Source organism: Paraburkholderia sp. RL17-373-BIF-A (assembly GCF_046030175.1).
In the GTDB taxonomy this organism is placed as follows: domain Bacteria; phylum Pseudomonadota; class Gammaproteobacteria; order Burkholderiales; family Burkholderiaceae; genus Paraburkholderia.
The window spans coordinates 96,480-111,045 of record NZ_JARESO010000030.1 but is presented as its reverse complement, the minus strand read 5'-3'; the positions used below and the strand labels follow the sequence as shown (position 1 = coordinate 111,045).

Here is a 14,566-nt window from a genome sequence, read left to right as displayed (position 1 = left end):
GCCGGATAGTCGGAGACGGAGCTCGCAAGTAGTCGAATACCGAGGCGGCGGCCGAGCTGCACCGCGTTCAATCAGAGCAGCCGGCTGGCCGTTTCTGACATGCGTCGGAGCAACGCGGAGCTAGTTTTGAGATGCGGGCTTTTAGCCCGCCGTCCTCACGATGCTCGAAGATGATTTCGCACTCGGAGGCACTATTGGCCTGCGGCCCGCATTACGACCTGTCTAGGACCGTCCGGATGCTGGGCGAGGAGGTCCGCCAGCACGCGCAGCACTTCCGGGTGATGGACCATGCCTAGATGGCTGACGTCGTCGACCTCAATGTTGCGGTGGTTCGTTGACCCGGTCGAGACGCATCCTTCCCACGCGACAATTCCGTCCGTTTTTGAGTAGACCGAAGCGGACGGAACAGGCGCAGTCGCATCTGAACACCGCGTGGGAGCGTGATTTATTGGAGGTATGCCACTGCTCAACATGTTCAGCATCCATCCGGCATGAGTGGCGTCCGAGTTGTCGGCAACAGGTGTCGCCAGCGTGATGACCTGGCGCACCAGTTCCGGATATTTCGCGGCCAACTGACGGGCGTAGACGCCGCCAAAGCTCCAGCCGAGCAGTGAAACCGAACGCCGATGCAACGCATGTATCTGCCGCAGATGGTCACCCAGACGTTCTAGCATCAGGTCATTGTCAGCAGCCGGCCCGAAGTTCACGCCTTGTTCCCAATCGTGAACTTCGTAGCCGAGTTGTTGCAGGCGCTTGCGCAGGTCCGACGTCGCGGCCCCGCTGACACCCAGCCCGGGAAATACGAGTACCGGATGACCGTCACCGGGCGGCAGCGGGGCAGCCAGCGGAGTCATACCGGCAACGTAGTCGGCTGCCGCGCGAAGCGGTTCAAGAACGAGAAGTGTTGCTGAGGGTGGCGTGAGTTCAACGCTTTTCATTGCATCTCCAGAGGGGGCATGTATGCAGGGCACCTTAAGTATGCACCCGTATTGCTGCACCGCAGCGTAAATATATCAGGTGCCACAGTTCAGATGTCCCGCTGTTTCGGCGAAAAGCGTGTCACGCCCTGCTGACAAGGGACGAGGGCGCACGATGGAGCTCCAGATGCGCAAAATAAGAATTTGACTTCATCGAAATTGCGGCTATGATGGAACTCAAATTGCTGCGACGCAGCATTTAAATCGGGGACATACGGCCCTATTTTATTGGAGTCGAACATGAACACCCTCATCCCGGAACAAACGATTACTGCAACCAAGGCAAGCCTTGACACGACTTTCGGTCTCGCGAGCAAGGCTTTTCACGCGTTCGAAAAACTCGTCGAGCTCAATGCGCAGACGGTCAAGACGACGCTTGTCGAGGCGCAAGAATTCGCTGGCAAATCCCTAATTGGCAAGGCGCCGCAAGCAGCTTTTGCAGTTCAGGAAAACCAGCTGCGCGCCGGTGTTCAAAAGACTCAGGCCTACTGGACGCACGTGAAGGAAATCGTGTCGAGCACCCAGGCTGAATTCGAGGCGGTGGCCAAAGCGGTCTTCAAACAGCCCTCATTTGACGCGAAGGCGTGGTTCGACATCATGTCGAAAAATGCACTGCCTGGCGGTGACGCGATTACTGCCTTCTGGAAGTCCACTTTCGGCGCAGCGGGCCAGACAGCTAGCGTGGCGTACGCGGCTGCCACGAAAGCGACTAAAAAGGTCGGTGAAACCGCGGTCAGCGACGCGTAGTAATTGCTCGCGGTTGGAGACCTTAATAATGTGCCGAAAAATCTTGCGCTGAGCGCGACGGAGTAAGCTCAACGTTGAGCAGTAGAAGGGAGTCCCGGTCGAAAGACCGGGACAACCCAAAATGGAACGAGTGAAAATAGCGGTCTGCGTGTGCAAACACGTCGTGGCGCTTAAGTTCGACGGTGTAGGCACCGGAAGAAGAGTCTGTCTGCTAACGGGACTCGTGCGCCGTTACCTCTTCGGGGCTTTCGTAGATATAGGTCGCGACGCTGCGCCGGTGCAGCGCTTCTCCCAGTTTCATTCGAAGGAAGCTGCTTGTCGTATATCGAGTGACGTCCGAGTAGTAGCGGGAGACGAGACCAGTAACCATGTCTGAATAGGCGTCGATGACTTTGGGAGCTATCGAGAAGTTGTCGTAGTTTACGATGGCGTGAAGTCTCACCGTTAGTCCGGACAGCGCCAACTCAACCTCGGCACGGATAGCTTCCACGTCGTCAGCGGACGTGACCTTGTGCCCCTCGAAGTTGATGAAGAACATATTTTTGTCCGCGTCGTAGCTGAACCTTTCTCCGAGTGTCAATCGCAAAAGCATGGCTCGCAGGCCCATCGGTTTGCTGTCAAAAATTCGGGCGTCCATGAGACGCGGCGGCGATTTTATGATTGGGACGAATTCCATCTGTGAAATGATGTCTCTCTGCAAGTCGATTCCGGGTGCGATTTCGACAAGCTCAAGACCGCCCGGGCTAAGAGAAAAGACGCATCGTTCTGTGATGTACAGAACAGGCTGGCGGCGTTCACTTGCGTAGCGACCACCGAACGTGCGATGCTCCACCTCGTTCACAAACTTTCGGCAGACGCTATCTCGAAGAATCGTCAACCGGCCGTCTTTGATACTTAAATCAAGTTTGCCGGCGTTGAACGTGCCAAGAAAGACCACCTTCTTCGCGCTCTGGGAAATATTGATGAAGCCGCCGGCGCCAGCCAGCTTCGGTCCAAACTTGCTCACATTCAGATTGCCTTCCCGGTCGACCTGAGCCAGTCCGAGAAACGCTATATCCAGTCCGCCACCGTCATAGAAGTCGAACTGGTAGGGCTGGTCAATGATGGCATCGGTGTTGGTCGCCGCGCCAAAATTCAGGCCATCCGCAGGTATTCCGCCAATGACACCCGGCTCGGTCGTCATTGTGAAAAGGTCGCATACCTTCTCCTCGTTTGCGACGCTCGCTATGCCTTCGGGCATCCCAATCCCAAGATTCACCACGCTGTTGGCCATCAGTTCGAACGAGGCCCGTCGTGCAATGACTTTTCGCTCCGTCAAGGCCATTGCGAGAATCGAACCGGCTGAAACGCGAAGCTCACTTGCAAAGCCGGGACTGTACGGTTCAGCAAAGGTCTGCCAGTGGTTTTCAGGCTTGGCGACCACAACACAATCGACCAGGATGCCGGGTATCTTGACGTGTCGAGGATTCAAAGTGCCAGACTCTGCAATTCGCTCTACCTGAACTATTACGATGCCCCCAGAGTTACGTGCGGCCATTGCAATGGAAAGCGACTCGAGGGTGAGCGCTTCCTTCTCCATCGTTATATTCCCGTTTGCGTCGGCCGTGGTACCGCGTACGATAGCGACGTCGATGGGGAATGTCTTGTACAGAAGGCAGTCAGCGCCGTTGACAGATATAAGGCTCACCAAGTCTTCGGTAGTTTTTGCATTGAGCTTGCCGCCGCCGTTTCGCGGGTCTACGAACGTGTCGAGCCCGACGGTCGACAAGTGGCCAGGTCGGTGCGCCGCGATGTCTCGAAAGAGTTGAGAGATGACACCTTGCGGGAGGTTGTAGGCTTCGATGTGACCTTCGACAGCCAGCCGTTGAAGGCCCGGTACAAGGCCCCAATGGCCCGCCGATTACTCTCCGAACGAGTCCGTGATGGGCGAAATGATTCAGCCCCTTCAACGCACCGTCCCCTTGTCCGCCAGCATAGACAAGCGTCAGGTTCCGCGGCGCATCGTTTTCCAGACTACTGGTGTCGAGGAACAGCTGTTCGAGTGCAACAGCAATTTCCTCCGCAAAGCCAATTCCAACGAAGCCGCCTGTCGCTACAGTGTTGCCTTCGCGAATTAGCCTAACTGCGTCCAGGGCGTTGACGATTTTTCCTCGTCCAACGCTTTGCATTGCCACCGGAAACGGATGGTGAAATCCTGCACTCATGTCTAGTCTCCAATCCGCACCATGGAGGCGAGCTCCGGCGCAATATGTTTGTTCAGCCAAGCTGGCGGCTCTACCGAGGCTGTACTAGCTATTACATGAGCCATCCGTGACTGATGACGATGTTTGGTGCTGAGAACTCACGGCTCCGCATCGGGTTGGGCGGCGGGGTCGGCTTGCCGGAACGCATCCAACTTCATCGCGTTGGCTGCCAGTCGGGAAATGATGGGGTAACGATTCAAAGGTATTTCGAAGCGGCGGGCGTTCCAGACCTGTGGAACGAGGCATAGGTCTGCAATGGTAGGGGCGCTCCCAAACACATAGTCGCCAACGCGGGGCTCAGACTTCAGCCTGCTTTCGAGCGAACTGAAGCCGACATCAATCCAGTGCTGATACCACTCCGATTTCTGTTCCTCGGAGATGCCGAAGCGTCTTTTCAGGTACTGGAGGACTCGTAAGTTGTTGACCGGATGTATTTCACTGGCGACTTGCAACGCCACGGACCGTACATATGCACGGTCGGCGGGAGCGGCAGGAAGCAGTGGCGGCTCCGGGTGCAGCTCGTTCAGATACTCGATAATCGCGAGCGATTGCGTCAGAACCTGCGGGCCATCCTCGAGAGTTGGCACCAGTCCATCGGAGTTGAGCTCGCGGTAGACGGGCGAAAGTTGCTGGCCCCCTCCCTTGAGAAGATGCACCGGTGCATATTCATAAGGTAGCCCCTTTAATGCGAGGGCAACGCGAACCCGATATGACGCCGAGCTTCGGAAGTAGCTGTAGAGCTTCATTCATCGCTCTCCGGCGCGGCGACCTCAAGGGCCGGCAATATGGTGCCGACGCATGAACCGAAGCCAATGCGGTAGCCTTCGCCTTGACACCATCCGAGCAGGGTCAGTTCGTCGCCGTCCTCAATGAAGCTCCGAACTTCGTCGTTGCCAAGCTTGAGTGGCGTTTGTCCATTCCACGTCAGCTCGAGAAGGCTGCCGAACGTTCCAACATTGTCGTCAGCCAACTCTGATTTTGGCCCGCTGATAGTTCCCGAGCCCAAGAGGTCTCCAACTCGCGTGTTGCAGCCCGAGGACGTATGGTGCACCAACTGTTGCGCCATCGACCAGTACATGTGCTTGAAGTTAGTCCGAGCAATAGTTGTTGGGGACGCGGCGGACTTCGGCTTCAGAAGGACCTCAAGGTGCAGGTCAACGCCAGCGTTCTTCGCTCCTCGCAGGTACGCCAGGGGTTTCGGCATCTGCGACGGCTGTTCGACACGAAACGGCGCCAACGCATCCATCGTCACCACCCACGGCGAAATGGTGGTCGCGAATCCTTTTGAATTGAACGGGCCAAGTGGCTGATATTCCCATTGCTGGATGTCTCGCGCGCTCCAGTCGTTAAGGAGGACCATGCCAAAGATATTCCCATCCGCGTCCGCAGCGGAAATCGGTGAACCAAGAGCATTGCCGACACCGACGAAGAAGCCCGTTTCCAATTCGATGTCCAGCTTGCGACACGGCCCATACGAAGGGCGTGCGGAGTCCGGGTCTTTGCGCTGCCCGTTCGGGCGCCGAACCGGCGTGCCGCTCACAACAACGGACGATGCCCGGCCGTTGTACCCAATAGGAATCTCGAGCCAGTTTGGCATCAACGCATTCTTCGGGTCGCGAAACATACACCCTACATTCGTCGCATGTTCTCGCGAGGAGTAGAAATCGGTGTAGCCCGGAATTTCGAACGGAAGATGCATGACCGCATCGCATTGACGAACGACTGCACGCTCACGGACCGCGGCGTTGTCACGAAGTGCTGTTCCGTCTGCAGACAGTAGCATCGAGAGTTGAGTCCGCACACTAGCCCAAGCTGCCTTTCCCAAGGCGACAAAATCATTGAGTCGCCCCTGACGGAAAACGCTCTTCGGTTGGCCCGCGTCGTCGGTAACCGCGTACGGCACGGAGAGCAAGCCGGCCGATTCTAGTGCAGCGAGGTCGACGACTAATTCTCCAATTGCGACGCCGACACGGGGGTTGCCGGAATTGTTGTCTGAGAAGACGCCAAAGGGCAGGTTCTGGATGGGAAAGTCGGTGTCGCCCGTATTGGCCGATTCAACCCAGCTTTTCAGGTTCGGACTGGTTGTCCGCGGCAGCGCCAAAGCTTCGTCTGTCATCGCAGTCATCATTTCACTTCCGGATTGAAGTTATTCTTGAGCCCCTGCCAGCACTCGAAGTAGTTCGCCTGTAATTGCGAAATTTCCAGCGCGAACTGCGTCGGTTTGATGAGCGTGCGCGTCTCGAACATGAAGGCCATGGTGGAGTCGACCTTGGCCGGCTTGGCGGTGTCAGACGCTGATGCCTTGTCGAATGTGCCGGCGTCAGGCCCGTGGCCGGACATGCAGTTATGCAGGCTTGCGCCCCCTGGGAGGAAGCCTTCCGCCTTCGCGTCATATTCGCCATGAATGAGACCCATGAACTCGCTGGCAACATTGCGATGGAACCAGGGCGGTCGAAAGGTGTCCTCGGCGGCGAGCCAGCGCGGCGGGAAAATAACAAAGTCAATGCTGTCAACGCCAGGCGTGTCGCTGGGTGACTGCAGGACCAGGAAGATTGACGGGTCTGGATGGTCGAAGCTGATTGAGCCAATTGTGTTGAATTGGCGTAGGTCGTACTTATAAGGCGCGTAGTTCCCGTGCCACGCGACGACGTCGAGCGGCGAGTGGTCGATGTCGGCGCGCCAAAGTTGGCCGTTCAGCTTTGCGACCAGCTCGAAATTACCTTCGAGCACCTCGTAGGCGGCCTGCGGCGTCAGGAAGTCACGCGGATTGGCAAGTCCGTTTGAGCCGATTGGGCCGAGGTCTGGCAACCGGAGGAGGGCGCCAAAGTTTTCGCAGACGTACCCCCGTGCATCCCCGTCGAGCAGTTCAACGCGAAAACGCGTGCCGCGCGGAATAACAGCGATTTCTTGTGGCCCGACTTCAACGAGCCCAAATTCGGTCCCAATGCTCAGCGTGCCGAGTTGAGGAACAATCAGTAGCTCGCCATCGGCAGAATAGAAGAAACGGTCGTGCATCGACCGGTTCGCTGCATACATGTGGATGGCGCAACCGGTCATCGACTCAGCCGAGCCGTTGCCCGCCATCGTTACCAGACCGTCGATGAAGTCGGTGGGCTCCTGGGGGAGCGGTAATGGGTCCCAGCGGAGCTGATTGGGCGGCGTCGGCGGGACGTTGGAGAAGTCGCTAACGAGTTTGCTCTTGCCTAATGGCGTGAATGGCTTATGGACGGCGGCAGGGCGTATCCGGTAAAGCCATGAGCGACGGTTGTGCGAGCGCGGCGCGGTGAACGCCGTTCCGGAAAATTGTTCCGCGTAAAGGCCGTACGCGACTCGCTGTGGTGAATTCCGGCCCACAGGCAGGGCGCCAGGAAGCGCTTCGGTCGCAAATTCGCTACCGAAGCCGGACTGATATCCGGTAGGGTGCGCTGAAAAAGCAGCCGATGCCGACGAGGCACGTTTGAGGCTGGAATTCTGAAGCGAAGCTGCGTGGGCAGTCTCGCGATTTTCCTTCGTTTCGACAGTCGGGTGTTGCACGTTGAGACTCCAGGGGGGATTCATCTTGAAAGCGGAGACCCTGGCGTTGTGTCAAACAGCCGCGGTCCGCCGATACAGGTCAGCCTTCGAGCGTTTCCCACATCTCCTTGTCGCGCTGCGCGGTCCAGATGCGCGGGTCGGGGTACTGCGTGGCTTCGTCGTGGGCGCGCGTCACATCAAACGGCATACAGTGGTCGAAGATGACCCAGTCGCCGAACTTCGGCTTCAACGCTGCGTAGGTGTCTTTGTAAATGGCGTTCAGGTCCTTCCCTTCGCTCGAGCTGGACTTGACCTTGTTGTAGAGCTCGCTGACAAATGCACGCGTCCCAGCCAGACCGTCGGCGACTTCCTGGGGCGTTTTCAGCGCGGCACCGCGGCCGGGAACCAGCTTCTCGGGTTTCAGCGCGGCAATGGCGTCGAGCGTAGCTGGCCAGTCCTGGAAGTAGGCGTCGCCGGCGTACGGCGTAGCGCCGTACTCGACGAGGTCGCCCGACAAAAGGACCTTTTCCTGCGGCAACCACACGACGGTGTCGCCCTTCGTATGTCCGCGACCAAGCTGAAGGATTTTCACTTCGAGCTTGCCCAGCCACAGCGTCATTTCCTTCTTGAAAGTCAAAGTTGGCCATGTCAGCCCCGGCACGGACTCAACGGCATTGAACAGTCGCGGGAAGCGTTCAATCTCGCTCTTCATGTCCTGCTCGCCACGTTCGACGATGAGGTCGTAGGTGTCCTGACTCGCGATGATTTGTTGCGGGTTGTATGCCGATGCGCCGAGCACGCGAACAGCATGATAGTGGGTGAGGAGCACGTATTTGATGGGCTTGTCCGTCACCTCGCGGATGCGGCGAATGACGTCCTGAGCCATGACCGGCGTTGCCTGGGTGTCAGCGACCAGTACCGCGTCATCGCCGATGATGATGCCGGTATTGGGGTCGCCTTCCGCCGTGTAGGCGTACGCGTGCTCGGAAAGCTGTTCAAACGTGACCTTTTTCTCTTCAGTATCCGCGTGGGAAGCGAACTTCTTCTGTGACGTCATGGCGAAACCTCTGTTGGTGGTTCGAAAGTCGGACTGAGCGGTCGCCCGCCGATGGGAAAGGCCACATGCGTGGTCGGATGTTTAAAATTATACAGAAGAGAATGAAATCGCATATAGATAATTTCCCTCGTCCCTCGAGCGGAACCCGAAAACATCTGATGTAAACGGCGCTACTGCCCGCATACTTCTACGGGATTTTACCTATGCAATTAAGTTTGCAAGGAGTAAATTGCGACGTACTATTCGCTTAAGGAGACATTGAGGCTCCGCCATCCATTTTTTGGTGCGTCATGGGACGAACCATCACCGGAGAAAGCAATGCCGCAAGAGAGTGAATATCAATGTGATGTCCTGGTTATCGGCTCAGGCGCATCTGGCATGTCGACGGCGATTACTGCCGCGTCGAAAGGTCTGAAGGTGCTGGTTATTGAGAAGGAGCCGAAATTTGGTGGGTCGACGGCACGCTCCGGCGGCTGGCTGTGGATTCCGAACACCTCTTTGGCGAAGGTGCAGGGAATTCATGAACCGGAGGGAGCGGCGCGCACCTATCTCGCACATGAGGCTGGGGACAGCTTCGACCCGGACCGCGTGGATGCTTTCATCAAGTACGGCCCGGAAGCGGTGGATTTTTTCACGACGAAGACGGCAGTGCGGTTCGACATGCCGCTAGTTTTTCCTGACTATCACGCCGAGGCTCCCGGGGGCAGGCAAGGTGGGCGTTCGATGGTAACCAGACCCTTCGACGGACGTGAGCTGGGGAAGCACATCGGCGATTTGGCCCCGGCGCTGCCCGAACTGACAGTCTTCGGGATGATGCTGGGTTCGGGCAAGGAAATCGTGCACTTCATGCGAGTGACGAAATCTGTGAAGTCGGCGTGGTATGTGACCAAGCGGTTGTCGAAGCACTTCGCCGACGTGATGAAGTTCGGCCGTGGAATGACGCTGACGAACGGCAACGCCCTATCTGGCCGGCTGGCAAAGTCGCTTTTCGACCTCAACGTGCCGCTTTGGCTGAATACGAAGGCAACTTCGCTGACGTTTGATGATGGCCGGGTGTCCGGTGCGACGCTCATCCGCGAGGGTAGGGCGGTCCGTGCTACGGCTAGTTGCGCGGTGGTACTGGCAAGCGGCGGATTCCCTTACGACATCGAGCGGCGCAAGCAACTTTTCCCGCATGCTCCGACGGGCATGGAGCATTTCTCTCCGTCGCCGACGGGGAATACGGGGGATGGTTTGCGTATGGCTGAGGCCGTCGGAGCTCAGGTTGCAAAGACACTTCCAAACGCGGCTGCGTGGGTGCCGGTATCGACCCTCAAGCGAAAGGACGGCACGACGGGCATCATGCCTCACTTCATCGACCGGGCGAAGCCTGGCGTAATCGCGGTGCTGAAAGACGGTCGACGGTTTACCAACGAAGGCAACTCATACCATGACTTTGTGCAGGCACTTGTCGCCGCATCGAAGCCAGGCGAGGAAATCTCGGCACACCTGATTTGCGACCACAAAACACTGCGTACCTATGGCTTGGGAAGTGCAGCACCGTTTCCAATGCCCATCGGTCGGTATCTGCGAATCGGCTACCTTACCAGGGGAAAAACCGTCGAGGAGCTGGCCCGACTCATCGGCGTAAGCGTAGATGGATTGCGGAAAACTGTGGCAGCGTTCAACGAGGAAGCGAAGCTCGGTCGCGACCCCGAATTCGGCAAAGGCAGCCAGGCATACAATCGATACCAGGGCGACGCTCTCCACGGCCCTAATCCCTGCGTTGCGCCGATTGAACGCGGCCCGTTCTACGCGCTCAAGCTGCGGATTGGCGACATTGGCACTTTCGCTGGCCTGAAGGCTGACGCGAGTTGCCGTGTGCTGGACGGAGAGGCTGCGCCTATTCCGGGACTTTTTGCTGTTGGGAACGACGCATGCAGCATCATGGGCGGAAACTATCCAGGAGCGGGTATCACGCTCGGGCCGGCGCTGACGTTTGGTTTTATCGCTGGCTCGGCAATCGTGGAATCGAAGGTAGGAGCGGGCTCATCCGTTGGCTCAACGCCGGTCGGTAGCCTCGCTTACCACCCTTAATATCAAGTCTCACTGCCCTGCAACGTCGCGTAGCCCAGTCGATATGAGAGGTCGGTGGCAGTCTGGCGTAGGGTCTGCGCCAGTTCGCCATCCCACCGCGTGTCGAAAGTGCCGGCAGGGCCGACCAGCGTGATTGCCAGTGCAATCGTGCCGTTGAACATGAATACAGGCGCGGCGATTGCGTTGACGCCAGGAAGAGGATGACCGGTGGTTCGGGTCATCGCGTCTTCACGAATCTGCTCGTATTCCTTGAAAAGGCGTTGCTTGTCCTGCGCCTTCAAGTCGGTTGCACCGCTCAACCGAATACCTTCGTCTTCCAAGGCTTTACGTACGAGTGATTCGGGCATGTATGCGCCGAACAGCCGTCCCGTCGCCGTGTTTACCAACGACATGATGGTTCCGACACGCAAGGTCAAATGGAGGGGGTATGGGGGGTCTTCCTGGCGCACGACGACAGGGCCGTTCGGTCCCCAGGTCGTCACGAACACACTCTGACCCGTCTTCGATGCGAGTGCGAGCACATCCGCCTCGGCTTCTCGCAGCGGGTTAAGTCTCTGCAGGCCATATAGACCTAAACGCAACGCTAGGGGGCCCGGCGCGTAGCCACCTGATGGCTCAACACGCTGCACCAGCTGCAGTTTGATAAGGCTTACGAGGTACGGAAAGAGTTTCGCGGGAGGCATTCCCGTGACCCCCGCAATTTCCTTCAGTACCATGGGAGAATCGGAGTAGGTGAGCGCAAGCAGAATCTCGCTTCCTACTTCAACAGACTGGATTCCCCGCTGGGATTTATCGCTGCTTTCGGTATCCATGCGCCTGTCCGGATTGAAAAAACCTAAAAAATAAGTTACCGCCGACGAGAATGCAGAAGCCGGTAAAATTATATAATCACAACACAATTGTACGGCAGAGGATTGCATGGTAACGAAGCAGCCGGCAAAAAAACTGCGCTCAGAAGAGCAGCTATCCGATGGTCGCAAGGAGCAGCGGGGCATCCAGAGCATGGAGGTCGGCGGCCGCTTCCTTGAGTATCTGGCCAGCGCTGGCGAGCCGCTAACGCTCGCGGAGCTAGGTGCTCTCAGCGGCATCCCAACGAATCAGGCTTTCACCTATATGGTGAGCCTGCTGCGCACAGGCCTCGTCAAACGAGACCCAGTGACATCACGGCTGGAACCGGGGCCACTATCATTGCGACTAGGGCTGCACGCGCTCCGGATGGTGCCAGCAGTCCGCAACGCCATGCAACCTGCGCTTGACCTTGCGACACGGGCCGGGCAAAGCGTGCTGTTAGCCGCGTGGGGTGACCGCGGTCCGACCGTGCTTCAGAGCGTCGAACCTTCTGCATCGTTACACGCAGGTGTGCACGTCGGCACGGTGATGTCGCTCGTGCATTCGACGACTGGCCGTGTTTTCGCTGCGTATAAACAAACGCCCAATCTTCGGGACCTCATAAAAGCCGATATTGGGCTACAAACGCCGGAGGGTTCACACCTGTCGGCGGCGCAGTTCGAAGCGATTCTCGCGGATGTCCGCAAGCGCGGCATCGCACGTGGTGAAGGCCTGCCGATTCCTGGCATCAATAGTATCAGCGCCCCGGTTTTCGACGGTGGTGGTGACATCGTTCTCGTGCTTACCCTGTTTGGTGTGGGAGCCACGTTCGACGTCGCCTGGAAGGGTACTCTTGCGACGAGCTTGCTCGAGACTACCAGGGAGTTAACGGCACTGAATGTCAGCCCCGCGGTCCCCTCCGCCTAGCCGCAGGGCCTCTTCATGAAACCTGCCCAAAGGGCCTAACTCCTCCTTTCGCACAGTCCACGCTTGCCTTGCGGCACCAGACGCTTCGCAGTCGTCTTGCTGCACGGCCACCGAGAGTGGCCGCCATCTCGGCGTATTCCCTTATCGGCCAACAGACGCGCGTGTAATCCGCGCCTCCTGTACCTGCGACCGAACGCTGAAACGCACTCCTGCCGGGGAAATGCCGAATACCGTCTGAATTCCTCTGCACTGACGAGTTACCTATCCCGCACGCGCCTGGCGTAATCAGGCCAATCAAAATGGCGCGTCAAGTCGTGAAGGCACGTCGTTGCGCTCCTATAGTCGCCTCATGGATATCGAAGGCGGCATTGGTCATTGGATTGCGGGCTCAAAAAAGGAGAGGAGACGATGAAGCAACTTATCAGATATTCCACGCACGTTCTTGCCGCAGGCTTGCTGGCAGGAACTGCATCATCGGCAGCCATGGCGGCAGACTCGATATCGGTTCAGCGCCAGGGCGACATCACGTCCATGTGCGGGACCAAGCCCATGGTTGTTGGACTTTCAGATGGCTATGGAGGTAACACCTGGCGAAAGACAGCCATCGCCGAATTGAAGGACGAAGTCGGCCGTTGCAAGAACCTGACACGGTTCATCTACACGAACGCAAACGGCGACCAGCAAAAAGCGAACTCCGACATCAACAGTATGGTCGCTCAGGGGGTTAACGTCCTCATCGTTTACCCAGACTTCGGCGCCGCTCAACTTCCGGCAATGCGAGCAGCAACTCGAGCCGGCGTGACGGTCATTCCGTACATGGCCGAGATTCCGGGAACGCCCGGGAAGGACTATGCGGCGAACGTGAGCGCCGACCTTCTTCGTATTGGTGGAGCGTGGGCAGACTGGTTCGGCCAGAATCTGAAGAACGGCAATGTCGTCTTTCTTGGCGGCATCCCGGGTGCACCGGCCTCACAAACTTTCCTCAATGGCTTCAAAACACACCTCGCGAAATATCCCGGCCTCAAGCTGGTCCAGAACGACTTCGTCGTTACTAACTGGAATCCTATCGATGCGCCGAAAGCCGTTGAAGGTGTGATTGCCAAATACTCACACATCGAGGGTGTTGCGTCCGACTATGGCGTCACGGCGCTTGCAACCGTCAAGACATTCCAGCAGGCACATCTGCCGATTCCCGCGATTGCGACGGGCTCAAGCAACAACGAGCTCAGCTGCAAGTACGTAGCGATGAAGGAAGCTGGCCAGCCTTTCCCGTACTACTCGCTTGACGGCATGACTTCTGTTATCCGGTTCGCTGCTCGCCGTGGGGTCGCGACGTATCAGGGCACAACGGATAACGAACCCCTGAAGGTGTTCCCCTATATATACGCCGATAGCGGTGCCGGAGTTACGCCAAAGTGCGATGTATCTGCTCCCCCTGACGCAGATTTTTCTTCCGTGCTGGCCGCTGACAAGCTGAAGGCAGTTTTTAAGCAGTAACTTGGCATACAAAATCTTATGAGCCAATTAATTTATATGTACTACTAAAAAGTGTTTTTAAGCTAACCATAGGAAGGCAACATGAGTCATGAACTTAGTTTGGAAGAGCGCGTCAATCGCATCGAGGACATCGAAGCTGTCAAACAGCTGAAGGCAACATACGCGCGTCATCTCGACGATGGCTACAACCCGGAAGGAATCGCATCGCTGTTCACTGAGGAAGGCCTTTGGGTTATCAAGGGCGTCGGCGGTGAAGCGAAAGGCAGGGCTGGAATCGGGCAGCACTGTCGAAATCTAAAGGAGGGTATCGCCTGGGGCCAGCACAACATCTCCTCGCCGGTCGTCACAATTGCTCCGGACGGAAAGCACGCGGATGCGACCTTCTATCTGGTTTGCTTGCTGACGATGGCACCTTCGCCGGCAAACCCGGAGGCCGAGGCGTTTGTTCTTGCCGGCAAATACAGTGACAAGCTCGTCAAGATTGACGACCAATGGTTCTTCGAAGAAATCACGGGAACCATCGACCAGTCATCACCGTGGACGGAAGGGTGGGTTAAGTCTCCGTTCGTAAAGGAATCTTGGTGACTTCCTAGCTGACATTTTTCTTGTCGGTGTATTGCGCGGCAGGTCATGAGAGGAGTGCAATGTGCTTCCCCTCGTTCAGCCTGTTCGCGCAACTTTCATGTATGGAACAGAGCGAT

General features: G+C 57.4%; 11 protein-coding genes and 1 pseudogene. 5 read left to right on the top strand and 7 right to left on the bottom strand.

Translation table 11 applies throughout. From position 1 onward, the window contains the following. Nucleotides 1–191: 191 nt before the first annotated feature. Nucleotides 192–938, bottom strand: a complete 747-nt coding sequence (locus tag P0D80_RS30715; RefSeq protein ID WP_408289463.1) for an esterase/lipase family protein — start codon at nucleotides 936–938, stop codon at nucleotides 192–194. Between the two features lie 279 nt (nucleotides 939–1,217). Here P0D80_RS30715 and P0D80_RS30710 point away from each other — a divergent pair, with 279 nt between their 5' ends. Then, the gene (locus P0D80_RS30710) at nucleotides 1,218–1,724 is read left to right on the top strand and encodes a phasin family protein (protein ID WP_408289460.1); all 507 of its coding nucleotides are present in this window, start codon (nucleotides 1,218–1,220) and stop codon (nucleotides 1,722–1,724) included. A 211-nt stretch (nucleotides 1,725–1,935) separates the two neighbouring features. Here P0D80_RS30710 and P0D80_RS30705 read toward each other — a convergent pair. The 5 genes and pseudogenes from P0D80_RS30705 to P0D80_RS30685 form a co-directional block, all read right to left on the bottom strand. After that, nucleotides 1,936–3,928 (bottom strand): annotated as a pseudogene (locus tag P0D80_RS30705) (acyl CoA:acetate/3-ketoacid CoA transferase). A gap of 137 nt (nucleotides 3,929–4,065) precedes the next feature. Further along, entirely contained in the window at nucleotides 4,066–4,713 is a 648-nt protein-coding gene (gene maiA, locus P0D80_RS30700; protein WP_408289457.1) for a maleylacetoacetate isomerase, read from the bottom strand. Further along, a complete protein-coding gene (gene fahA, locus P0D80_RS30695) occupies nucleotides 4,710–6,092 on the bottom strand; it encodes a fumarylacetoacetase (protein ID WP_408289478.1) in 1,383 nt (460 codons plus the stop codon). Before fahA ends, maiA begins: the two co-directional genes overlap by 4 nt. Beyond that, on the bottom strand, nucleotides 6,092–7,501 hold the full coding sequence (gene hmgA, locus P0D80_RS30690; protein ID WP_408289453.1) for a homogentisate 1,2-dioxygenase: 1,410 nt from the start codon (nucleotides 7,499–7,501) through the stop codon (nucleotides 6,092–6,094). Before hmgA ends, fahA begins: the two co-directional genes overlap by 1 nt. A 79-nt stretch (nucleotides 7,502–7,580) precedes the next feature. Beyond that, nucleotides 7,581–8,537, bottom strand: coding sequence for an MBL fold metallo-hydrolase (locus P0D80_RS30685; protein WP_408180316.1), 957 nt, complete (start codon nucleotides 8,535–8,537; stop codon nucleotides 7,581–7,583). A gap of 318 nt (nucleotides 8,538–8,855) precedes the next feature. Between P0D80_RS30685 and P0D80_RS30680 the strand changes: the two genes are divergently transcribed. Further along, a complete protein-coding gene (locus tag P0D80_RS30680) occupies nucleotides 8,856–10,613 on the top strand; it encodes an FAD-dependent oxidoreductase (RefSeq protein WP_408289449.1) in 1,758 nt (585 codons plus the stop codon). Between the two features lie 2 nt (nucleotides 10,614–10,615). Here the strand turns inward: P0D80_RS30680 and P0D80_RS30675 are convergent, their stop codons facing one another. Beyond that, on the bottom strand, nucleotides 10,616–11,425 hold the full coding sequence (locus tag P0D80_RS30675) for an IclR family transcriptional regulator (RefSeq protein WP_408180318.1): 810 nt from the start codon (nucleotides 11,423–11,425) through the stop codon (nucleotides 10,616–10,618). Nucleotides 11,426–11,531: 106 nt separating this feature from the next. Here P0D80_RS30675 and P0D80_RS30670 point away from each other — a divergent pair, with 106 nt between their 5' ends. The 3 genes from P0D80_RS30670 (at nucleotide 11,532) to P0D80_RS30660 (ending at nucleotide 14,450) form a co-directional block, all read left to right on the top strand. Next, complete coding sequence (locus P0D80_RS30670) at nucleotides 11,532–12,368, top strand: IclR family transcriptional regulator (RefSeq protein WP_408180319.1); 837 nt, start codon at nucleotides 11,532–11,534, stop codon at nucleotides 12,366–12,368. Nucleotides 12,369–12,776: 408 nt separating this feature from the next. After that, nucleotides 12,777–13,865, top strand: a complete 1,089-nt coding sequence (locus P0D80_RS30665) for a substrate-binding domain-containing protein (RefSeq protein WP_408289444.1) — start codon at nucleotides 12,777–12,779, stop codon at nucleotides 13,863–13,865. 81 nt (nucleotides 13,866–13,946) lie between these two features. Next, nucleotides 13,947–14,450 carry a nuclear transport factor 2 family protein gene (locus P0D80_RS30660; RefSeq protein ID WP_408180321.1) on the top strand — a complete coding sequence of 168 codons (504 nt, stop codon included), beginning with the start codon at nucleotides 13,947–13,949 and terminating at the stop codon, nucleotides 14,448–14,450. The last annotated feature ends 116 nt before the right edge of the window (nucleotides 14,451–14,566 follow it).

Coding starts and splice junctions, on each gene's coding strand:
- P0D80_RS30715 (WP_408289463.1), bottom strand. CDS start 938: ATGAAAAGCGTTGAACTCACGCCACCCTCAGCAACACTTCTCGTTCTT.
- P0D80_RS30710 (WP_408289460.1), top strand. CDS start 1,218: ATGAACACCCTCATCCCGGAACAAACGATTACTGCAACCAAGGCAAGC.
- maiA (WP_408289457.1), bottom strand. CDS start 4,713: ATGAAGCTCTACAGCTACTTCCGAAGCTCGGCGTCATATCGGGTTCGC.
- fahA (WP_408289478.1), bottom strand. CDS start 6,092: ATGACTGCGATGACAGACGAAGCTTTGGCGCTGCCGCGGACAACCAGT.
- P0D80_RS30685 (WP_408180316.1), bottom strand. CDS start 8,537: ATGACGTCACAGAAGAAGTTCGCTTCCCACGCGGATACTGAAGAGAAA.
- P0D80_RS30680 (WP_408289449.1), top strand. CDS start 8,856: ATGCCGCAAGAGAGTGAATATCAATGTGATGTCCTGGTTATCGGCTCA.
- P0D80_RS30675 (WP_408180318.1), bottom strand. CDS start 11,425: ATGGATACCGAAAGCAGCGATAAATCCCAGCGGGGAATCCAGTCTGTT.
- P0D80_RS30670 (WP_408180319.1), top strand. CDS start 11,532: ATGGTAACGAAGCAGCCGGCAAAAAAACTGCGCTCAGAAGAGCAGCTA.
- P0D80_RS30665 (WP_408289444.1), top strand. CDS start 12,777: ATGAAGCAACTTATCAGATATTCCACGCACGTTCTTGCCGCAGGCTTG.
- P0D80_RS30660 (WP_408180321.1), top strand. CDS start 13,947: ATGAGTCATGAACTTAGTTTGGAAGAGCGCGTCAATCGCATCGAGGAC.